The organism is Variovorax sp. IB41, assembly GCF_016405905.1.
Taxonomy (GTDB): Bacteria; Pseudomonadota; Gammaproteobacteria; order Burkholderiales; family Burkholderiaceae_C; genus Variovorax.
In genome coordinates this window covers 52,585-71,629 of sequence record NZ_JAEFCB010000002.1, presented here as the reverse complement: position 1 = coordinate 71,629, position 19,045 = coordinate 52,585, and the positions used below count along the sequence as shown (strand labels likewise).

Sequence of the window (19,045 nt, the reverse complement as noted above, 5' to 3'; positions counted from 1 at the left end):
GCGACATGCCTCTCCTCCAAGCCAAGGACCTGCACATCGAACTGCAAACGCAGCGCGGCCCGGCCGAGGCCGTGCGCGGCATCGACTTCACGCTGGAGCGCGGCGAAACGCTCGGCATCGTGGGCGAATCGGGCTGCGGCAAGTCGATCACCGTGATGTCGCTCATGGGCCTTTTGCCCTCGAACGCGAAGGTCACCGGCAGCATCCGCTTCGACGACACCGAGCTCGTCGGCCGCGCCGAAAAGGACATGTGCCAGATCCGCGGCAACCGCATCGGCATGATCTTCCAGGAGCCGATGACGGCGCTCAACCCGGTGCACACGATCGTGCGCCAGGTCGGCGAGCCGCTCAGGCTGCACCGCGGTCTCTCGAAAGCCGAGGCGCGCAAGGAAGTGCTGGCGCTGCTGGAGCGCGTGGGCATTCCCGATGCCGCCTCGCGGCTCGATGCGTACCCACACCAGTTCTCGGGCGGGCAACGGCAGCGCATCGGCATCGCGATGGCGCTGGCCTGCGGCCCCGACCTGCTGATCGCCGACGAGCCCACCACCGCGCTCGACGTGACCATCCAGAAGCAGATCCTCGAGCTCATCCAGAGCCTGGTGCAAGAGCGCGGCATGGCGCTGATCCTGATCTCGCACGACCTGGGCGTGATCGCGCAGACCGTCTCCAAGATGCTCGTGATGTACGGCGGCAGCGTGGTCGAGAGCGGCCCGACCGAAGCTGTGTTCGCCCGCCGCGCGCACCCCTACACGCAAGGCCTGTTCGCTGCGCGACCCGCGCTCGGCGCGCCGCGCGGCGTGCGCCTGGCCACCATTCGCGGCAGCGTGCCCGAGCTGGTCGACCTGCCCAGGGGCTGCCCTTTCGCGGGCCGCTGCGGCTACACGATCGACGCGTGCCACATCACGCGGCCAGCGCCCGCGATGCTGCCGCACGACCATGCGGTGCGCTGCATCCGGCTCGACGACATCGCGGTGGAAGCCGCCGTTGCCCCATGAGTGAATCCACCCTCGCCTCGCCGCTGCTGGAGGTGACCGACCTCGTGCGTCACTACGACCTGCCGCGCGAAAAACTCTTCGGCCCGCCGCCCACCGTCAAGGCGCTCAACGGCGTGAGCTTCAAGGTCGAAGCCGGCCGCAGCGTCGGCATCGTCGGCGAATCGGGCTCGGGCAAGTCGACCATCGCGCGCCTCGTGATGGCGCTCGACACGCCCACCTCGGGCAACGTGAAGCTGCTCGGGCGCGACCTGCACACGCTGCCGAAGAGCGAACTGCGCACCGCACGTCGCGATTTCCAGATGGTCTTTCAAGACCCGTATGGTTCGCTCGATCCGCGCCAGACCGTCGCTCGCATCGTTGCCGAACCGCTCGAAGCATTGGCCGAAGCATCGCGCAAGGAACAGCGCGAACGCGCCGCCGAATCGCTCGCAGCCGTCGGCCTGCGCACCACCGACATGGACAAGTACCCGCACGAGTTCTCGGGCGGGCAAAGACAACGCATCGCGATCGCACGCGCGCTCATCACGCGCCCCAAGCTCATCGTCGCCGACGAGCCCGTGAGCGCGCTCGACGTCTCGGTGCAGGCCCAGGTGCTCAACCTCATGCAGGACCTGCAGCAGCAGTTCGGCGTGAGCTACCTGCTCATCAGCCACGACCTCGCGGTGGTCAACCAGCTGTGCGACGACGTGTGCGTGGTATGGAAGGGCCTCATCGTCGAACAGGGCCCGCCGGGCGAGCTGTTCCGCCACGCGCAGCACCCGTACACGCGCACGCTGCTGGACGCGGTGCCGCGCACGCCCACCGGCGGCACGCTGCTCGCGGCCTGACACCGAAGCGCCGCGCTCTCTTCGTAGGATGAGTGGGTCATAAGCATCTGGTTGCGCGATGGCACCCGTCTCGCGGATGATGCTTGCCCCCTCTTCCCGAGGACACAGAGGACACCGCTTCATGCTCCAACGACGCACCCTGCTCGCCACCGGCGCCGCCGCCCTGGCCCCGCTCGCACTGCCGCTCGATGCCTTCGCGCAAAAGAAAAAAGATTCGCTGGTCATTGGCCTCACGCTCGAGCCCACGGGCCTGGACCCCACCGCAAAGGCCGGCGCCGAAATCTCCGAGGTGGTGCTCTACAACGTCTTCGAGACGCTCACCAAAATCAACTCCGACGGCAGCGTGACGCCGCTGCTCGCCGAGAGCTGGGAGGTTTCGCCCGACCTGAAGACCTACACCTTCAAGCTCAGGCGCGGCGTGAAGTTCCAGAACGGCGAGGCCTTCAACGCGCAGAGCGTGAAGTTCTCGTTCGACCGCGCAGCCGCGGCCAACAGCACCAACAAGGACAAGCGCACCTTCGCCAACATCGCGACGCAGGTGCTCGACGAGCACACCGTGGTGCTGATCAACAAGGAGATCGAGCCCGACCTCTTGTTCCTGCTCGGCCAGGCATCGGCCATCCTCGTGGAGCCCAGGACGGTGGAGACCAACGCCACCAAGCCCGTCGGCACCGGCCCCTACCGCCTGGACAACTGGGCCAAGGGCTCGACCATCGTGCTCGCCAGGTGGGACGGCTATCGCCACGCCGAGGCTGCGCAGATCCGCAAGGTGAGCTTCCGATTCATCTCGGAGCCGGCCGCGCAGACCACCGCGCTGCTCGCGGGCGACGTCGACCTGTTCCCGCATGCCTCGGTGTCGCGGAGCCTTCCGCAGTTCCAGAACGACAAGCGCTTCCAGGTCGTCTTCAACGCCTCGCGCGGCAAGACCATCCTGGCCATCAACAACAAGCGCAAGCCCCTGGACGACGTGCGCGTGCGCCGCGCCATCTCCGCGGCCATCGACCGCAAGGCCGTCATCGAGGCGGCAGCGGACGGGCGCGGCATTCCGATCGGCAGCCACTACGTGCCGGGCGCGCCGGGCTACATCGACACCACGGGCATCAACGCCTACGACGTGGAGAAGGCCAAGAGGCTCCTGGCCGAGGCCGGCGTGAAGACGCCGCTCGAACTGGAGCTGGTGCTCCCGCCCCCGCCCTATGCGCGGCAGGGCGGCGAGCTCATCGCCGCGCAGCTGGCCAAGGTGGGCATCGTCGCGAAGATCCAGAACGTCGAGTGGGCGCAGTGGATGAGCGGCACCTACGGCAACAAGAACTACGACCTCTCGCTGATCCTGCACGTGGAGCCCTTCGACCTGGTGAACTACACCAAGCCCGAGTACTACTGGGGCTACCAGTCGGCGAAGTTCAACGAGGCCTTCGACAAGGCGCGCAACGCGCCGCGCGCGGCCGAGCGCCTCCGGTACCTCGGCGATGCGCAGCGCCTCCTGGCCGAGGACGCGGCCAACGTGTTCCTGTTCCAGCCGCAGTTCATCACGGTGGCGGGGCGCAACCTGCGCGGCCTCTGGAAGGACGCGCCGATCTTCGCGAACGACATCGCCGCCCTGTACTGGGCCTGACGAAACGGCCTGGCGAAGGGCATGCGCCAGGCCCCGGCATCCGGGTACGTCCCGAGGAAAAACCGCTCCCGGAGCCATTCGCCGGGCCACCCGCTGCGAGAGAATGATCCGCCGCGCACGTGGCATCTTTCGTGCTGCGTGCCTTGTCTTTCGTGGCGCCGCGCCTCCCTTCGGGGCACGGTGGGCGCCGAACCAGTCATTCGACCCTTGCCGTTTTCCGGAGATACCCAAGTATGTTGAACCGTCGCACCCTCCTCACCACCGCCGGCGCCACCGTCGCGCTGGCCACCCCGCTGGCCGGCATGGCCCAAGGGCGGAAGGACGCCATCGTGATCGGCATGGCGCTGGAGCCGCCGGGCCTGGACCCGACGGCCGGCGCGGCCGCCGCCATCGCGGAGATCGTGCAGTACAACATCCTGGAGACGCTCACCAAGATCAACGCCGACGGCAGCGTCACGCCGCTCCTGGCCGAGAGCTGGGAAGTCTCGCCCGACCTGAAGACCTACACCTTCAAGCTCCGGCGCGGCGTCAAGTTCCAGAACGGCGAGCCCTTCAACGCGGCCACCGTCAAGTTCTCGTTCGACCGCGCCGGCGGCGAGAAGAGCACCAACAAGGACAAGCGCACCTTCGCCAACCTCGCCACGCAGGCGGTGGACGACTACACCGTGGTGGTCATCAACAAGGAAATCGACCCCGACCTGCCCTTCGTGCTGGGCCAGGCCACGGCCGTGATCGTCGAGCCCAAGAGCGCCGACGCCAACGCCACCAAGCCCGTCGGCACCGGCCCCTACAAGCTGGACAGCTGGGCCAAGGGCTCCTCGCTCACGCTGAGCAAATGGGAGGGCTTTCGCAGCCCCGCCACCGCCAAGATCAACAAGGTGACCTTCCGCTTCATCGCCGACACCGCCGCGCAAGCCGCCGCGCTGATGGCGGGCGACGTCGATGTGTTCACCCGCATCGGCACGCGCGTGGTGCCGCAGTTCAAGGCCAACCCGCAGTTCCAGGTGATCCTGGCGGGCTCGCGCGCCAAGACCATCCTGTCGATCAACAACCAGAAGAAGCCCCTGGACGACGTGCGCGTGCGCCGCGCCATCCTCGCGGCCATCGACCGCAAGGCCGTGATCGAGGGCGCCGCCGATGGCCTGGGCGTGGCCATCGGCAGCCACTACGTGCCGGGCGCGGCGGGCTTCGTGGACACCACGGGCGTCAACCCCTTCGACATCGAGAAGGCCAAGAAGCTGCTGGCCGAAGCCGGCGTGAAGACGCCGCTCGAACTCAAGATGACGCTGCCGCCGCCGCCCTACGCGCGCCAGGGCGGCGAGGTGATCGTGGCCCAGCTCGCCAAGATCGGCATCGTGGTGAAGGTGCAGAACGTCGAGTGGGCGCAGTGGCTGAGCGGCACCTACGGCAACAAGGACTACGACCTGTCGATCATTTCGCACGTCGAGCCCTTCGACCTGGGCAACTACGCCAAGTCGGACTACTACTGGGGCTACCAGTCGAAGGCCTTCAACACGCTGTTCGACAAGATCAAGACCACGGCCAACGCCACCGAGCGCAACAAGCTGCTGGGCGACGCGCAGAAGATGCTGGCCACCGACGCGGCCAACGGCTTCCTGTACCAGCCGCAGTTCCCGACGATCGCCAAGAAGAACGTCAAGGGCCTCTGGAAGGAGAACCCGATCTTCGTGAACGACCTCTCCGCCCTGTCCTGGGGATAGGGATCGACGTGTCCTCCTCACCGTTGAACGAACTCTCCGCGCAAGAGCTCTCGGCCGCCTACCGCGACAAGCGGCTCTCGCCGGTCGAGGTCACGCAAGCTGTGATCGCGCACATCGAGCGCTGGGAGCCGCACCTGCAGGCCACCTGGCTCTTTCGCCCGGAGGCCGCGCTCGACCAGGCGCGCGCGTCGGAGGCCCGCTGGCAGCGCGGCGATGCGCTCGGCCCGCTCGACGGCGTGCCGGCCACCATCAAGGAAAACATCGCCACGCGCGGCGACCCGATGCCCGCGGGCACCGCCGCCGTCGACCTGAAGCCGGCGACTGTCGATGCACCGCCGGCCGCGCGCCTGAAGGAAGCCGGCGCGGTGATCGTGAGCAAGACCACCATGCCGGACTACGGCATGTTGTCCTCGGGGCTCTCGAGCTTCCACAAGCTGGCGCGCAACCCCTGGGACCTGGGCAAGACGCCGGGCGGCTCCAGCGCCGGCGCGGGCGCCGCGACCGCGGCCGGCTACGGTCCGCTGCACCTGGGCACCGACATCGGCGGGTCGCTGCGCCTGCCCGCGAGCTGGTGCGGCATCTTCACGCTCAAGCCGAGCCTGGGCCGCATCCCGATCGATCCGCCCTACATGGGCCGCGCCGCCGGGCCGATGACCCGCACCGTCGGCGATGCCGCGCTGATGATGCAGGCGCTCTCGAAACCCGATGCGCGCGACAGCATGAGCCTGCCGGCGCAGGACATCGACTGGGCGGCCTTCGACGTGTCGCCCGACCACCTGCGGGGCCTGCGCATCGGGCTGCTGCTCGACGCGGGCTGCGGCCTGGCGGTCGAGCCGGAGATCCAGACGGCGGTCGAGCACGCCGCGCGCCTCTTCGAGAAAGCCGGCGCGGTCGTCGAGACCATGCAGCCCTTCATGTCGCAGGCCATGCTCGACGGCATGGACCACCTGTGGCGCATGCGCTCGCTCGTGGACATGAAAGCCCTGCGCGCCGACCAGCGCGCCAAGGTGCTGCCCTACATCCGCGAATGGGCAGAGAGCGCGGCCGAATTCAGCGGCGAGCATGTGTTTCGCAGCTTCAGCCAGTTCCATGCGACGCGCGTGGCGGCGGTGCAGGCGTGCGCGCGCTTCGACTACGTGATCTCGCCGGTGTCGCCGAACATGCCCGCGGCGGCCGAGGCGCCCTCGCCGACCAACGATCCGCTGCGGCCGCTGGAACACATCGGCTTCACGGTGCCTTTCAACATGTCGGAGCAGCCGGCGTCGTCGGTGAACTGCGGGTATGCGGCGAGCGGGTTGCCGATCGGGCTGCAGATCGCGGGGCACCGCTTCGATGACCTCGGCGTGCTGCGCGTGTCGCGTGCGTTCGAGCAGATTCGCGAAGCGCAGCGGCCTTGGCCGGTGGTGCCTGGGGGCTAGGACATCGCGTTGTTCAGGGCTGCACTCACGCCGACGGTGGGCCCTGTTTCGCGAATGTCCCCCGGGCTTCGCCCTCCTCCTTGATTTCGCGAAACAGGGCCCACCGCCAGCGCGAGCGCTTCAGTGCGCTCGTTGATCGCGGTTCACCCAGAGCGTGCCCAAGTGCGCAGGGTGCCGGGTGCTCCCCGCAGCGAAATCAAGGAGGAGGGGCGAAGCCCCGGGGGACATTCGCGGAGGGGAGTACCCGGTGGCCTGTGCACACGCCCCGAACAAGAGCCCTCGAATTCAGGTCGCCGCGTAACGCCCCGGCTTGTGGTTGATCCACAGGAAGAGCCCCATCACCACCGCCGCCAGCACCGACCACCCCACGCGCTGCGGCGGAATCACGAACAGCGCGAGCAGCACCACCGTGCAGTCGATGCCGATCTGCACCTTGCCGGCGGGCCAGCCGCGCTTTTCCTGCAGGTACAGCGTCAGCACCGTCGCGCCGCCGAGACTCGCGCGATGGCGGGCGAGGAAGAGGCAACCCGTGCCCAGCAACAAGCCGCCGAGCACCGCGGCAAACGCCGGATGCAGTGAATCGATCGACAGGTAGCGCGGCGCCCAGTCGGTCATCACCGAGAGCAGCGCGATCGCGAAGAAGGTCTTGAGCGTGAAGGCCCGGCCCATGTGGCGCCAGGCGAACCAGTAGAACGGCAGGTTCACCAGGAAGAACAGCTTGCCGAAGCTCACGCCGGTCGCGTAGTGCAGGATGAACGCGACGCCCGCCGTGCCGCCCGTGAGGAGACCCGCCTGGCCGAACAGCATCATCGCGATGGCGACGAACAAGGTGCCCGAAAAGATGGCCTGCGCGTCATCGAAACGGGAATGGCGCAGCAGATCCGGCAGGTGGGTGGGTGGTGGCGCGTCCATGGCGGGGGTGACGCAAATCCCGCGCCACCCCGGCGGCTTCACACCAGATGGCTGGCCAGCATCTCGCGGGCGCGGGTCACGAACGCCGTCTCGCCCCGGCGCCCGGGCAGGAACTGGAATGCGACCTTGGGCAAGGCCGGCAGGCCGTGCGGTGCCGCCAGCCGGGCGACGCCCTCGCACACCGCCGATTCGTTCAGGCACGCGACGCCCAGCCCCGCGGCCAGTGCCGACTGCAACCCCGCCACGCCCGAGGCCACATGCGCGAGCACATACGGCACGCGCCGCCGCCGCAAGAGCGCCACGGTGAACTGGTGCAGCGAGCAGGTGTCCGGCAGCGCCAGCAGCCGCACCGGTTCGCCCCGCGCCACGCGCAGGCCGGTGGCGCCCAGCCACGCGAGCGATTCACGCCGGATGAGCGAGGCCTTGGCGCCCTGCGCCGAGGACGACGACGACGCACCCACGATGTCCATCGCCAGGCCCACATCGAAGTCGCCATGCGCATACGCGGCCCGCAGCGCGTCGCTCTTGAGGATGCTCACGTTCAGCCGCACCCGCGGATAGCTCTCGCCCAGGCGCCCGAGCAGCTGCGTGAGATCGCCGGGACGGAAGTAGTCGGTCACGGCCAGCCGCAGTTCGCCCTGCAGGGTTTCGCCGCGCAGGTCGCGGAACGCCTCGTCGCTGAGCGCGAGGATGCGCCGCGCATACGCCAGCAGCCGCGTGCCCGCCTCGGTGGGCGCGACGCCGGCCTTGCTGCGCGTGAGCAGCGACTGGCCCGCGCGCTCCTCGAGCTTGCGCATCTGCTCGCTGACGGACGACTGCGAGAGGAACACGCGCGGCGCGGCGGCCGTGAGGCTGCCCGCGTCGATCACCGCGGCCAGGGTGCGAAGTTGTTCGAGGTCGAAGGTCTGCATGGCGCTATCCATCCGTTGAACCGATGGATGCCATCATATCTTCCCGCTTTTCCGATGACCATCGGACTCCCACAATCACCCCATCGTTCATTCATTCCACAGGAGTCCACCATGCCCCACATCGTTGTCCACCTCTCCGGCGAAGCCGACGCCGGCCTCACCCGCAAGACGGTCGATGCCGTCGCCGAGCTCACCCAGAGCGTGCTCGGCAAGCAGCTGCCGGTGATCGCCATCACGGTGCAGTACATCGCCGCCGACACGTGGTTCATCGGCGGCCAGACGCTGGCGTCGCTGGGCAAGTCGGCCTTTCACCTGGACATCAGCATCACCGACGAGACCAACACCAAGGCCGAGAAGGCGCGCTACCTGCGCGAGGTGCACGCGGCCATGGCGAAGATCCGGCCGGACCTGCACGAGGTGTCGTACATCCACGTGATCGACGCGCGCGGCGCGGCCTACGGCTACGGCGGAAAGACCCAGGAGTACCGCCACCAGCAAGCCGGGGTCTGAAGCCCTTCACGGTGTCCCGGGGGCATGGCACCATGCCGCCATGCCCTCCGCCACCCCGTACGCCGCCGACAGCCTCGGCAATCCGCTCACCCTGGACAACCCTGCCAGCCTCGCGCTGGTCGACGACTTCGTCATGGGCTTCGTCTCGACCGAGTCGCGCGCCGTCAACCTCATCGCGCTGGCCGACACCGACCAGAGCCCGATCGTGCAGGCGTACTGCGCGACGCTGCACCTGTTCGCCGAATCGCGCGACGCCGTGGCGAATGCGCGGCCGTTTCTCGCGAAGGCCCGTGCCGGCGCCGCGCGCGCCACGCCGCGCGAGCAGCGCTACATCGCGGTCATCGAGGCATGGGCCGATGGCGACATCGCCCGCGCCATCGAACTGCATGCGGCGCAGGCGCGCGAATTTCCGCGCGATCTCGTCTCGGTCAAGCTGGGCCAGTACCACTGCTTCAACACCGGCGACTGCCCCGGCATGCTGCGGCTCGCGCTCGCGGTGCTGCCTTCGGCGGCCGACGTGCCCTACGTGCACGGCATGGCCGCCTTCGGCTACGAGCAGTGCCACCTGATGCGCGAGGCCGAGGCGAGCGCCCGCCTGGCCATCGCCATGTGCCGCAAGGAGCCGTGGGCGCACCACGCGCTCGCGCACGTGATGCTCACCGAAGGGCGGCTCGCCGAGGGGCTGGCGTTCATGGAGAGCGTGAGCGACACCTGGATCGGCCTGAACTCCTTCATGGTCACGCACAACTGGTGGCACGTGGCGCTGTTCCTCATCGACCTGGGCCGCGACGCCGAGGCGCTCGCGGTGTACGACGAGCATGCGTGGGGCGTGGTCAAGGACTACTCGCAGGACCAGATCGGCGCGGTGTCGCTGCTCGCGCGCTTGGAGCTCGCGGGCATCGACGTGGGCGGGCGCTGGAACGACGTGGCCGGGTATCTGCTGCAGCGGCAGGCGGACCATGTGCTGCCCTTTCTCGACCTGCAATACCTCTACGGCCTCGCGCGCGCCGGACGGCCCGAGGCCGATGGCCTGCTGCGCAACATCGAGGCCTTCGCGCCGAATGCACCGCGCTCGACGCGCGCGGCGTGGCAGCGCGTCTGCGTGCCGGCCGCGCACGGGCTCGTGGCCCATGCGCGCGGCGATTTCGCGGGCGCCATCGAAGGGCTCGGCGTCGCGCTGCCGCGCATGATCGAGATCGGCGGCAGCCACGCGCAGCGCGATCTGTTCGAGCAGGTGTACCTCGATGCGTTGGTGCGCGCGGGCAGCGAGTCGACGCTCGCCGCGGCGCAGGGCATCCTGCAGCAGCAGCTCAATGGCCAACCCGAGTCGCTGCGGCTGCGGCGGCAGGCGGGGGCTGTCTATGCGCGCCTTGGCCTCGGGCAACTCGCCGTCGGCGTCATTCCGGCAAGGGCCTGAGCGCGCGGGGCCTCAGCCCTTGCTCTTGAGGTGCCGCGTCTGGTCGTAGGTCGGCTGCGGCGGCAGGTCGGCCATGTGGCGCGTGTCGGCCCACTCGACGATCTCGATCGCATCGGGCGCCGCCGGGTCGGCGATGCGGATGCGGTTGAAGCCCGCATTCGGAATGTCGCTCTGGCGAGGGCCGCTCAGGCTCAGGCCCTTGGCGGTGCGCCACACCATGTCGAGCACGCCGCCGTGGGTGACGACGATCAGGTGCTGGCCCTTGTGGGCGGTGGCGATGGTGCCGAGCGCCGCGACGATGCGCGCATGGAATTCGCGTGCCGTCTCGCCTTCGGGCATGGCGTGGTCTTCGCGGAACTCCAGCCACTCTTCCCACGCGCGCGGGTGCAGGCTCTGGATCTCGTCGGAGCGCATGCCCTCGACGATGCCGAAGTACTGCTCCCGCAACGCCGCCGAGGTGACCACCGGCAGCGACAGCTGCAGCGCCGCCGGCGCGGCCGTCTGCTGCGCGCGCATGAGGTCGCTGCTGATCAGGTGCTGTGCCGTTTCGCCCGCCAGGCGCAGGCCGATGCGGCGCGCCTGTTCATGGCCGATGTCGTTGAGCGGCACATCCGCATGCCCCTGGAATCGCAGCTCGCGGTTCCAGGCGGTTTCGCCGTGACGGATCAGGATGATGTCGGTGGTGGTGTCGGGTTTGGGCGTTGGCATTGCCGCCCATTTTCCACCGTGCGCGTGACGCTCAGGCTTTTGCGGCCGCCAGCTGTTGCACAACTGCCACCGCCTGGCTTGCAAGCCCCAGGCCCGTGCCCATGCCGACGCGCGCGGGCGACGGCGTGAGCAGCGCCAGCACCCAGGCGATGACGAAGCCGCCGACGATGGCGCAGACCACCACCACCGCGGTGTACGCGATGGCCTTGTCGACCGGGCACTTCATCAGCACCGGCAGGCCCAGGTACAGGAGGTAGATGCCGTAGAGCGCGGCCACCGCGCCCAGCACCGACAGCGAAGGCAGCAGGCTGAAGATGCCGCCGACGAAGGCCGCGGTGCTCGAATAGGCCGAGAGCTTGAGTGCGCTGACCTGGCTCTTGGTGCCCTCGAAGGTCGGCGCCATCGCATCGATGATGAGAGCGAGCACGAACACCATCACCAGCGACAGCACGTAGCCCACGACCATGTTGGCCAGCCCCGCGACGACCGGCACGCGGAAGTTGACGCCGAAGACGCCGAGGCCGACCACCGACAGGCCGATGAAGCTCGCCACCGCCGGGATGAGCGCCAGGATCATCACGTAGTTCTTGTAGAGCGAGGCGGCATCGGCCGGCTCCGCGTCGATCACGGGCCAGGTGGCCCTGGGCTTGAGCAGGATGTCCTGCACGCGTTGAACCAGGTTCATTTTCTTGTCCTCGACATGAGCGCAGAAACGCGCGCGCACCATGCACACGCGCCATGCACTCGCACCATGCACTCGCAATGGCCGCGAGTATGCCGGGGCGCGCCCGGCGCGGGTGCCGGCCATCAAGCCTATGCCGTTCGCGGGCTTGCCGCGATCGCGCAAAATCGCCTCATGCCCCACCTTGTCCTGCTGCCCGGCCTCGCCTGCGACGAGCGCCTCTGGGAGGCCCAGCGGCCTGCCCTTCCCCCCGCCTTCGACGCCCGCGTGAGCGACGTCCAGACGCGCAACGATTCCATCGAGGCCATGGCCGCGGCCGTGTTGCGCGAGCACGCGGGGCCGCTGGTGCTCTGCGGCGCCTCCATGGGCGGCATGGTCGCGATGGAAGCGGCCCGCCAGGCGCCCGAACGCATCGCCGGGCTCGCCCTGCTGGGCACCAGCGCGCGGCCCGAGACGCCCGACATGTTCACGCTGCGCGAGGGCGCCATCGAACTCTTCGAGCGCGGCGAGGCGCGCGACGTGATCGAGGCGAATGTCTATTTCGCCTTTCATCCCACGCAAGCCGGCGACGCGGCGCTGGTGCAGCGCTATCTCGACATCGTGCTGGATGCCGGCACGGACCAGCTCATCGCCCAGAACCGCGCGGTGATGCGGCGCCCCGATGCGCGCACGCACCTGGCCGCATTGCGCGCGCCGGTGCTGTTGATGTGCGGCGACGACGACAAGCTCGCGCCGCCCGAGCACACGCGCGAGATGGCGGCGCTGCTGCCTGAGGCTGAGGTGGTGTGGGTGCCGCAATGCGGCCACATGCTGACGATGGAGAAGCCCGACTTCGTCAATGCGGCGCTGAACGCCTGGCTCGCGAAGACCTTCGCGTCGGCCTGAAGAGGCTCAGCGCATCAGTGCCGCATCAGTGCCGCATCAGTGCCGCATCAGTGCAATTGGCCGCCGGTCTCGGCCACGTCCTGCTTCACCGCGAGCGCGGTGGCGACCGCGATGCGCAGCGCCTCGGTCATCGTGGCCAATGACATGCTCGGCGCGCCGGGAAAGCGCGCCGCCTGCTCGGGCAGGTACGGGATGTGGATGAAGCCACCGCGCAAACCTGGCAGGCCTGCCACCGGATGCGTCGCGATGCGGTGCATCAGCCCGTAGAAGATGTGGTTGCAGACGAACGTGCCCGCGCTGTTCGACACCGACGACGGAATGCCGGCCGCGCGCAGGTCGCGCACCATGGCCTTGATCGGCAGCGTCGAGAAATAGGCAGCAGGCGCGCCCGCCACCACCGGCAGGTCGATCGGTTGATGACCCGCGTTGTCGGCGATGCGCCCGTCGTCGATGTTGATCGCGATGCGCTCGGGCGTGATCTCCGAGCGTCCGCCGGCCTGGCCGATGCAGAGCACCAGTTGCGGCTTCAGTTCGTCCATGGCATTGGCGAGCGCTTCGATGGCGTCGCCGAACACGCAGGGCATCTGGCGCGCGTGCACCGTCGCACCGCCGGTCTTCCAGCCGTCCAGGGCGCGCACGGCCTCCCATGACGGGTTGATGGCTTCGCGGTCGAACGGATCGAAGCCGGTCAGCAGCACGTTCGTGCGTTTCGCTTCGGTCTTGCTCATTCGGCTCACGCCATCGCGCGCACGGCGATGCCTTCGGCCTGCAGGCGCTCCCGGATGCGCCGCGCAAAGGCCAGCGCATGCGCGCCGTCGCCGTGCAGGCACACGGTCTGCGCATTGACCGCCACGGTGCTGCCGTCGATGGCCGTCACCTGGTGGTCGCGCACGAACGCGAGGGTCTGCGCGATCGATTGCTCCTCGCTCTCGATCAGCGCGCCGGGCTGGCTGCGCGGCACGAGGCTGCCGTCGGGCATGTAGCCGCGGTCGGCGAACACTTCTTCCACGGGCGTGAGACCGGCGCGGCGCGCGGCATCGATCATGTTGCTGCCGGCGAGCCCGAAGAACTTGAGCGACGGGTCGAAGCGGCGCACCGCCTCGCACAGCGCATCGGCGAGCTCGGGCTCCTTCACCGCCTGGTTGTAGAGCTGGCCGTGCGCCTTCACGTGCGCGAGCTGGCCGCCTTCGGCCTTGACGATCGCGGCGAGCGCGCCGACCTGGTAGAGCACGTTGGAGACGATCTCGTCGGGCGGCAGGTGCATGGTGCTGCGGCCGAAGTTCTCGCGGTCGGGAAAGCTGGGGTGCGCGCCGATGGCCACGCCGTGTTCGATGGCCCAGCGCACGCACTGGCGCATGGTCTTGGCGTCGCCCGCGTGCCAGCCGCAGGCGATGTTGGCGGAGCTCACGAGGCCCAGCAGCGCTTCGTCGCTGCCCGCGCCTTCGCCGAGGTCGGCATTGAGGTCGATGTGCATGGGGAGGTTCCTTCTTCTTCAGCGGGACTGCACCGGCGCGGCCCGCTGGCGGTGCGCTTGCACAGTCTAGGGCCTGTTCACCCTACGCAAGGGGTCGCGTTGCTTCGCAAAGGGGCTGTGTGCAAGGCGCCCGTGCGCAGCAAGGCTTGCGCCTTGCAAGCGCGGGCAACGCCGCAGACAGCCCCTTTGCGAAGCAACCCGGAGGGAAGCTCGCCACAGCCCGCCCCTCGGCGTTGCGTTCCTTGTGCGTGCAGACGCACGCACGGCGTCACGCGCCTTGATGGACGGGCTGTGGCGAGCTTCGCGACCCCTTGCGTAGGGTGAACAGGCCCTAGGCCGCGCCCGGCCAGCCTGCCACGGCGAGGCCTTGTGCCACTTGCGCGAGGTAGCGCTGCTGCTCGGCCCACGCGGCGAGCGACCCTGCTATGTCGACCTGCACGAGGCGCAGCTTGCCGTTGAGCGGCGCCTGCGCGAGCTTCCACAGGTCGGCGCGGATCACCACGCCGATGCGCGGATAGCCGCCCGTGGTCTGCGCATCGCCCATCAGGATGATCGGCTGGCCCGAGGGCGGCACCTGGATCGTGCCCGGGATCACGCCCGAGGAGAGCATGTCGCCCGCGCGCTTGCGCTTGAGCTCAGTGCCCGCGAGCCGGCTGCCCATGCGGTTGCTTTGCGAGGTGATGCGCCAACGGTCGCCCCACAGCACCTCGCGCGCGGCGAGCGTGAACAGTTCGAATTCGGGGCCGGGCAGCACGCGCAGGGCGATGGCCGCATCGGCTTCGTCCGGGCCCCAGTCGGGGCCGCGCAGGCCGAAGGGTTTGCGGGTGCGCTGCGCCGCATCGAGCCGCGAGGCGCCCAGCGGCAGCTTGTCGCCCTTGCGCAGTGCGCGGCCTTCGTGGCCGCCGAAGCCGGCCTTGAGATCGGTGCTGCGCGAGCCGAGCACGGGCGTCACGTCGATGCCGCCCGCAATCGCGAGCCAGCTGCGCAGGCCCGCCTTCTTCGCGCCGGACGCGTTCGCGCCCTGGAGCTTGAGCACCTGCCCCGCGGCCACCGGTACGCTCCAGCAGGGCCAGAGCGGCACGCCGTCGAGTTGCGCGCCGAAGTCGTCGCCGGCCAGCGCGATGCGCGTGTCGGTCTCGAAGCGCAGTTCGCAGCCGCCCATCGTGAGCTCGAGGCCCGCGGCGCTGTCGGCGTTGCCGACCAGCCGGTTCGCGAGCGTGAGCGCCAGCACGTCGAGCGCGCCACCCGGGCAGATGCCCAGCTGGCGATGGCCGTGCCGCCCCAGGTCTTGCACCGAGGCCAGCAGGCCGGGCTTCTGGACGACGATCATGTCTCTACGCTCTCGACGACGAAGCGCACGCGGTCGCCCGGGCGCAGCAGGGTGGGCGATTCGGCCGCCGGATCGAACATCTCGAGCGACGTGCGACCGATCAGTTGCCAGCCGCCCGGCGACACCAGCGGATAGATGCCGGTCTGCTCGCCGCCGATGCCGACCGAGCGCGCGGGCACCGCGGTGCGCGGCTCCGCGCGGCGCGGCGTGGCGAGCTCGGGCGCGAGGCCGCCCACGAAAGCGAAGCCGGGGAGAAAGCCCAGCAGGTAGACCACGTACTCGCCCGCGCTGTGGCGCCGCACCACCTCGGCCGGCGTGAGGCCGGTGTGGGCCGCGACATCGCCCAGGTCCGGGCCGTGCTCGCCGCCATAGGCGACCGGAATCTCGACCAGCCGGCCTTCCACGGCCTTGGCCGAGAGCTTCGGCCACGCGGCGAGCACCTGCGCCATGAGCGCATCGAGCTCGATCGCCGTGGGGTCGAAGGTGAGCGTGAGGTTGTTCATGCCCGGCAGCACCTCGCCGACGCCGGGCCATTCGCGGGCCTGCGCGGCCAGTGCCCAGATGCGCTGCTGCTGCACCAGCGTGGCCGGTGCCGGCAACTCGCACAGGAGCGCTGCATCGCCGAGCAGATGCAGGCGGGGTGGCGGAGATTTATCGGTCATCTGGGTGAGACGGGCGCGGCGGGCGCCATTCGTGGAACACCGCGGAACCGGCTTTGCCGGGCCGCAGGTGTTGCCCCCGGCGAGGGGGAAGGAGAAGCGACACGAAGTGCGCGAAGCCTGGGGGAGTGCCTATTCACGGCCGAGGCTGCGGACCTTGGCGGCCAGCATGTGCTCGACGTTGGGCGAGACGAACTTGTTGACCTCGCCGCCGAGCATCGCGATCTCGCGCACAAAGGTGCTGGAGATGAACTGGTACTTGTCGCTGGGCGTGAGGAACACAGTCTCGACATCGGGCATCAGCGAGCGGTTCATGCCGGCGAGCTGGAACTCGTAGTCGAAGTCGGTCACGGCGCGCAGGCCCCGCACCATGGCCTTGCCGCCGCGCGCCACCACGAAGTCGCGCAAGAGGCCCGAGAAGCTCTCGACAGTGACCTGGTCGCTGTAGGGCTTGACGGCTTCGCGCGCCATGTCCATGCGTTCCTGCAGGGTGAACAGCGCCTTTTTGTGATGGCCCGCCGCGACGGCGACGATCACCTTGGAGAAGAGTTGGGTGGCACGGCGCACCACGTCCTCGTGACCGAGGGTGATGGGATCGAATGTGCCCGGATAAACCGCGATGACGTTGCTGGCCATGGTTGCTTCTTCCTCATGCAGCCGGTGCGGCTTGTTCGGCGGATTATGCAGTCCCCCCCGAGGCCAGCCGCAACAGGTGGGCATGCACCGCGCCGGCCTTCAGGTAACGAAAGCTTGCGAGGCCGAAGGCGGCCAGTTCCTCGTCGTTCCACTGGCGGGGCGCTTCCAGGTACGCGACGCCGCCGGGGCGCAGGGCACGCGCCGCGGCGCGCAGGGCCGGCTCATAGAGCGCCGCGCTCTCGAAAGGCGGATCGAGGAAGACGGCGTGCAGGCTCGCGGCCGTGGTGCGCTCCAGCGCCGTGACGCCGTTGCCGCGCTCGATGCGCACGGCCTCGGCCGACAGCTTGGTCTTGGTGGCCTGCAGTTGCGCGACCAGCGCAGCGTCCTGCTCGCACAGCAGCACGTTGGCCGCGCCGCGCGAGGCGGCTTCCAGGCCCAGCGCGCCGGTGCCCGCGAACGCGTCCAGGCAATGCCAGCCCGGCAGCTCGCCGCCGCCCGCGCCGGCCAGGCTCGCGAGCCAGTTGAAGAGCGTCTCGCGCACGCGGTCGGGCGTAGGGCGAAGGCCGGGCTTGTCGGCCACCGCGAGGCGGGTGCGTTTCCATTGGCCGCCGATGATGCGGACCTCGCTGGGCCGCGCAGGGCGCTTGGCTGCGGGCGGACGGGGAGCTGCGGTGGCTTTTTTCTGGGGCATGCGGCGAGCTTAACGCCGCCGCACCGGCGGCCGATCAGGCCCCGGTCAACGCACGCCGCGCCAGCATCGCGGCCAGCACGAGCATGGTGCCGCCGATCAGCGCATCGAGCATCTGCCAGGCCCGCGGACGCGCGAACACCGGCGCCAGCAGCCGCGCGCCGAAGCCCAGCGCGGTGAACCACAGCACGCTCGCCACCGAGGCGCCCGCGACGAACCAGACCTTGAGCGAGCCCGCGTACTGCGCGCCCGCGCTGCCCACCAGCAGCACCGTGTCCAGGTAGACATGCGGGTTCAGCAGCGTGAAGCCCGCCGCCTGCGCCACCACGGCCGCGCGCGAGAGCGAGACGCCCTGCGCCGTCGCCTGCAGCGCGCCCGGCTGGCGCGAACGCCACAGCGCGCGCAGGCCGTAGGCGCACAGGAACGCCGCGCCGAGCCCCGCGAGCACCGTCGCCAGCATCGGCCGCCCCTTCAGCGCCTCTGCCATGCCGGCCACGCCGGCGCCGATCAGCACCGCGTCGCTGGCCGCGCAGAACAGCACGACGGCAGCGACATGCTCCCGCCGCAATCCCTGGCGCAGCACATAGGCGTTCTGGGCGCCGATGGCGACGATGAGCACCAGGCTCATGAAGAGCCCGTTGAGGAAGGCGGTGGTGGCGAATTCGGCAGACATGGTGCGAGCTTGCCGCTCGGCGCGGATTAACTCAAACTAAACCTCCTAACTTCCATTCAGTTTGGCTAAATCACGATGCTCGACTACGCCGCCCTCAACGCCCTGGCCGCCGTCGTGCGCGAAGGCAGCTTCGAACGCGCCGCGCGCGCGCTGAACGTCACCCCTTCGGCCGTCTCGCAGCGCGTGAAGCTGCTCGAAGAGCGCACGGGCGGCGCGCTGCTGGTGCGCGGCCAGCCGTGCGTCGCCACGGAGGCCGGCCTTCAGCTGTGCCGGCATGTGGAGCGCGTGGGCATGCTGGAGCACGAGCTGCGCGATGCCCTCCCCGCCCTCGGCATGGGCGGCGAGGCGGACGAGCGCGTCACGGTGCGCGTGGCCGTCAACGCCGACAGCCTCGCGACCTGGTTCATGGCCGCGGCGGCCGCCTTCGCCGTGCAGGAAGAAGCCACGCTGCTCGACCTCACGGTCGACGACCAGGACCACACGGCCGAGCGCCTGCGCAGCGGCGCGGTGCTCGCGGCCGTGACCGCGCTGGCGCAGCCGGTCGCGGGCTGCAACAGCGAGGCGCTCGGCACGATGCATTACGTGGCGGCCGCGAGCCCCGAATTCGTCAAGCGGCACTTCGCCCAAGGCGTGGGCGCGCGGACGCTGGCCAGCGCGCCGAGCCTGGTGTTCGACCGCAAGGACCGCCTGCAGGCGCGCTGGGTGCGCCGCATCTGCCACCGCAACGTCGAGACGCCGCGGCACTGGATTCCATCGCCGAACGCGTTCGTCGAGGCGGCGTGCGCGGGCATGGGCTGGGGCATGCATCCGGCCAGCATGGTGGCCGATGCGATCCGCGAGGGGACGTTGGTGGAACTGGTGCCGGGGTCGACGCTGCCGGTGCCGCTCTACTGGCAGCAGGCGCGCGCGGCGCCGCAGTTGCTCAAGCGGCTCGGCGCGGCGGTGCGTGCGGCCGCGACGAGCGGCCCGCACGCGCTGGCATAG

General features: G+C 69.6%; 20 protein-coding genes. 9 read left to right on the top strand and 11 right to left on the bottom strand.

Going from position 1 to position 19,045, the window contains the following annotated elements:
• Nucleotides 1–5 precede the first annotated feature (5 nt).
• The 5 genes from JC881_RS06980 to JC881_RS06960 all read left to right on the top strand — a co-directional run bounded on the left by JC881_RS06980 (nt 6) and on the right by JC881_RS06960 (nt 6,576).
• Nucleotides 6–995 (top strand): ABC transporter ATP-binding protein, encoded by a 990-nt coding sequence (locus JC881_RS06980; RefSeq protein WP_198784979.1) that lies wholly within the window; start codon nt 6–8, stop codon nt 993–995.
• On the top strand, nt 992–1,822 hold the full coding sequence (locus JC881_RS06975; protein ID WP_198784978.1) for an ATP-binding cassette domain-containing protein: 831 nt from the start codon (nt 992–994) through the stop codon (nt 1,820–1,822). The genes JC881_RS06980 and JC881_RS06975 overlap by 4 nt, the downstream gene beginning before the upstream one ends.
• Nucleotides 1,823–1,943: 121 nt before the next feature.
• Nucleotides 1,944–3,437 (top strand): ABC transporter substrate-binding protein, encoded by a 1,494-nt coding sequence (locus JC881_RS06970; protein WP_198784977.1) that lies wholly within the window; start codon nt 1,944–1,946, stop codon nt 3,435–3,437.
• A gap of 233 nt (nt 3,438–3,670) precedes the next feature.
• The gene (locus tag JC881_RS06965; protein WP_198784976.1) at nt 3,671–5,158 is read left to right on the top strand and encodes an ABC transporter substrate-binding protein; all 1,488 of its coding nucleotides are present in this window, start codon (nt 3,671–3,673) and stop codon (nt 5,156–5,158) included.
• A gap of 23 nt (nt 5,159–5,181) precedes the next feature.
• Nucleotides 5,182–6,576 carry an amidase gene (locus JC881_RS06960; protein ID WP_233101633.1) on the top strand — a complete coding sequence of 465 codons (1,395 nt, stop codon included), beginning with the start codon at nt 5,182–5,184 and terminating at the stop codon, nt 6,574–6,576.
• A 285-nt stretch (nt 6,577–6,861) separates the two neighbouring features.
• On the opposite strand, the gene JC881_RS06955 is transcribed toward JC881_RS06960, so the two are convergent.
• Nucleotides 6,862–7,488, bottom strand: a complete 627-nt coding sequence (locus tag JC881_RS06955; RefSeq protein ID WP_198784975.1) for a YitT family protein — start codon at nt 7,486–7,488, stop codon at nt 6,862–6,864.
• Nucleotides 7,489–7,526: 38 nt separating this feature from the next.
• Entirely contained in the window at nt 7,527–8,399 is an 873-nt protein-coding gene (locus JC881_RS06950) for a LysR family transcriptional regulator (RefSeq protein WP_198784974.1), read from the bottom strand.
• 111 nt (nt 8,400–8,510) lie between these two features.
• Between JC881_RS06950 and JC881_RS06945 the strand changes: the two genes are divergently transcribed.
• Both JC881_RS06945 and JC881_RS06940 read left to right on the top strand, forming a co-directional pair.
• Complete coding sequence (locus JC881_RS06945; protein ID WP_198784973.1) at nt 8,511–8,909, top strand: tautomerase family protein; 399 nt, start codon at nt 8,511–8,513, stop codon at nt 8,907–8,909.
• A gap of 40 nt (nt 8,910–8,949) precedes the next feature.
• Entirely contained in the window at nt 8,950–10,326 is a 1,377-nt protein-coding gene (locus JC881_RS06940; protein ID WP_198784972.1) for a tetratricopeptide repeat protein, read from the top strand.
• A gap of 12 nt (nt 10,327–10,338) precedes the next feature.
• Here JC881_RS06940 and JC881_RS06935 read toward each other — a convergent pair whose 3' ends face one another.
• On the bottom strand, nt 10,339–11,034 hold the full coding sequence (locus JC881_RS06935) for a histidine phosphatase family protein (RefSeq protein WP_198784971.1): 696 nt from the start codon (nt 11,032–11,034) through the stop codon (nt 10,339–10,341).
• A 31-nt stretch (nt 11,035–11,065) separates the two neighbouring features.
• Nucleotides 11,066–11,719, bottom strand: a complete 654-nt coding sequence (locus JC881_RS06930) for a Yip1 family protein (RefSeq protein WP_198784970.1) — start codon at nt 11,717–11,719, stop codon at nt 11,066–11,068.
• A gap of 15 nt (nt 11,720–11,734) precedes the next feature.
• Between JC881_RS06930 and JC881_RS06925 the strand changes: the two genes are divergently transcribed.
• A complete protein-coding gene (locus JC881_RS06925; protein WP_332875206.1) occupies nt 11,735–12,601 on the top strand; it encodes an alpha/beta fold hydrolase in 867 nt (288 codons plus the stop codon).
• Between the two features lie 47 nt (nt 12,602–12,648).
• Here the strand turns inward: JC881_RS06925 and pcp are convergent, their stop codons facing one another.
• The 7 genes from pcp to JC881_RS06890 all read right to left on the bottom strand — a co-directional run bounded on the left by pcp (nt 12,649) and on the right by JC881_RS06890 (nt 18,061).
• Nucleotides 12,649–13,329 carry a pyroglutamyl-peptidase I gene (gene pcp / locus JC881_RS06920; RefSeq protein WP_198784969.1) on the bottom strand — a complete coding sequence of 227 codons (681 nt, stop codon included), beginning with the start codon at nt 13,327–13,329 and terminating at the stop codon, nt 12,649–12,651.
• A 5-nt stretch (nt 13,330–13,334) separates the two neighbouring features.
• Nucleotides 13,335–14,075: a 5-oxoprolinase subunit PxpA gene (gene pxpA / locus JC881_RS06915; RefSeq protein ID WP_042582795.1), complete on the bottom strand. Its 741-nt coding sequence runs from the start codon at nt 14,073–14,075 to the stop codon at nt 13,335–13,337.
• A gap of 331 nt (nt 14,076–14,406) precedes the next feature.
• The gene (locus JC881_RS06910; RefSeq protein WP_198784968.1) at nt 14,407–15,405 is read right to left on the bottom strand and encodes a biotin-dependent carboxyltransferase family protein; all 999 of its coding nucleotides are present in this window, start codon (nt 15,403–15,405) and stop codon (nt 14,407–14,409) included.
• Entirely contained in the window at nt 15,402–16,067 is a 666-nt protein-coding gene (gene pxpB, locus JC881_RS06905; protein WP_198784967.1) for a 5-oxoprolinase subunit PxpB, read from the bottom strand. The genes JC881_RS06910 and pxpB overlap by 4 nt, the downstream gene beginning before the upstream one ends.
• 129 nt (nt 16,068–16,196) lie before the next feature.
• Complete coding sequence (coaD, locus tag JC881_RS06900) at nt 16,197–16,700, bottom strand: pantetheine-phosphate adenylyltransferase (protein ID WP_042582798.1); 504 nt, start codon at nt 16,698–16,700, stop codon at nt 16,197–16,199.
• 43 nt (nt 16,701–16,743) lie between these two features.
• Nucleotides 16,744–17,391, bottom strand: coding sequence for an RsmD family RNA methyltransferase (locus JC881_RS06895; RefSeq protein ID WP_198784966.1), 648 nt, complete (start codon nt 17,389–17,391; stop codon nt 16,744–16,746).
• A gap of 34 nt (nt 17,392–17,425) precedes the next feature.
• Nucleotides 17,426–18,061: a LysE/ArgO family amino acid transporter gene (locus JC881_RS06890; RefSeq protein ID WP_198784965.1), complete on the bottom strand. Its 636-nt coding sequence runs from the start codon at nt 18,059–18,061 to the stop codon at nt 17,426–17,428.
• Between the two features lie 75 nt (nt 18,062–18,136).
• Here JC881_RS06890 and JC881_RS06885 point away from each other — a divergent pair, with 75 nt between their 5' ends.
• Complete coding sequence (locus JC881_RS06885) at nt 18,137–19,045, top strand: LysR family transcriptional regulator ArgP (RefSeq protein ID WP_198784964.1); 909 nt, start codon at nt 18,137–18,139, stop codon at nt 19,043–19,045.

What these genes read in the sequence shown, in the direction of transcription:
- JC881_RS06975 (WP_198784978.1), top strand. Translation starts at nt 992, where the DNA reads ATGAGTGAATCCACCCTCGCCTCGCCGCTGCTGGAGGTGACCGACCTC.
- JC881_RS06885 (WP_198784964.1), top strand. Translation starts at nt 18,137, where the DNA reads ATGCTCGACTACGCCGCCCTCAACGCCCTGGCCGCCGTCGTGCGCGAA.
- JC881_RS06965 (WP_198784976.1), top strand. Translation starts at nt 3,671, where the DNA reads ATGTTGAACCGTCGCACCCTCCTCACCACCGCCGGCGCCACCGTCGCG.
- pxpA (WP_042582795.1), bottom strand. Translation starts at nt 14,075, where the DNA reads ATGCACATCGACCTCAATGCCGACCTCGGCGAAGGCGCGGGCAGCGAC.
- JC881_RS06955 (WP_198784975.1), bottom strand. Translation starts at nt 7,488, where the DNA reads ATGGACGCGCCACCACCCACCCACCTGCCGGATCTGCTGCGCCATTCC.
- JC881_RS06970 (WP_198784977.1), top strand. Translation starts at nt 1,944, where the DNA reads ATGCTCCAACGACGCACCCTGCTCGCCACCGGCGCCGCCGCCCTGGCC.
- JC881_RS06945 (WP_198784973.1), top strand. Translation starts at nt 8,511, where the DNA reads ATGCCCCACATCGTTGTCCACCTCTCCGGCGAAGCCGACGCCGGCCTC.
- JC881_RS06935 (WP_198784971.1), bottom strand. Translation starts at nt 11,034, where the DNA reads ATGCCAACGCCCAAACCCGACACCACCACCGACATCATCCTGATCCGT.
- coaD (WP_042582798.1), bottom strand. Translation starts at nt 16,700, where the DNA reads ATGGCCAGCAACGTCATCGCGGTTTATCCGGGCACATTCGATCCCATC.
- JC881_RS06940 (WP_198784972.1), top strand. Translation starts at nt 8,950, where the DNA reads ATGCCCTCCGCCACCCCGTACGCCGCCGACAGCCTCGGCAATCCGCTC.
- pcp (WP_198784969.1), bottom strand. Translation starts at nt 13,329, where the DNA reads ATGAGCAAGACCGAAGCGAAACGCACGAACGTGCTGCTGACCGGCTTC.
- JC881_RS06980 (WP_198784979.1), top strand. Translation starts at nt 6, where the DNA reads ATGCCTCTCCTCCAAGCCAAGGACCTGCACATCGAACTGCAAACGCAG.
- pxpB (WP_198784967.1), bottom strand. Translation starts at nt 16,067, where the DNA reads ATGACCGATAAATCTCCGCCACCCCGCCTGCATCTGCTCGGCGATGCA.
- JC881_RS06950 (WP_198784974.1), bottom strand. Translation starts at nt 8,399, where the DNA reads ATGCAGACCTTCGACCTCGAACAACTTCGCACCCTGGCCGCGGTGATC.
- JC881_RS06930 (WP_198784970.1), bottom strand. Translation starts at nt 11,719, where the DNA reads ATGAACCTGGTTCAACGCGTGCAGGACATCCTGCTCAAGCCCAGGGCC.
- JC881_RS06910 (WP_198784968.1), bottom strand. Translation starts at nt 15,405, where the DNA reads ATGATCGTCGTCCAGAAGCCCGGCCTGCTGGCCTCGGTGCAAGACCTG.
- JC881_RS06895 (WP_198784966.1), bottom strand. Translation starts at nt 17,391, where the DNA reads ATGCCCCAGAAAAAAGCCACCGCAGCTCCCCGTCCGCCCGCAGCCAAG.
- JC881_RS06925 (WP_332875206.1), top strand. Translation starts at nt 11,735, where the DNA reads ATGAGCGCAGAAACGCGCGCGCACCATGCACACGCGCCATGCACTCGC.
- JC881_RS06890 (WP_198784965.1), bottom strand. Translation starts at nt 18,061, where the DNA reads ATGTCTGCCGAATTCGCCACCACCGCCTTCCTCAACGGGCTCTTCATG.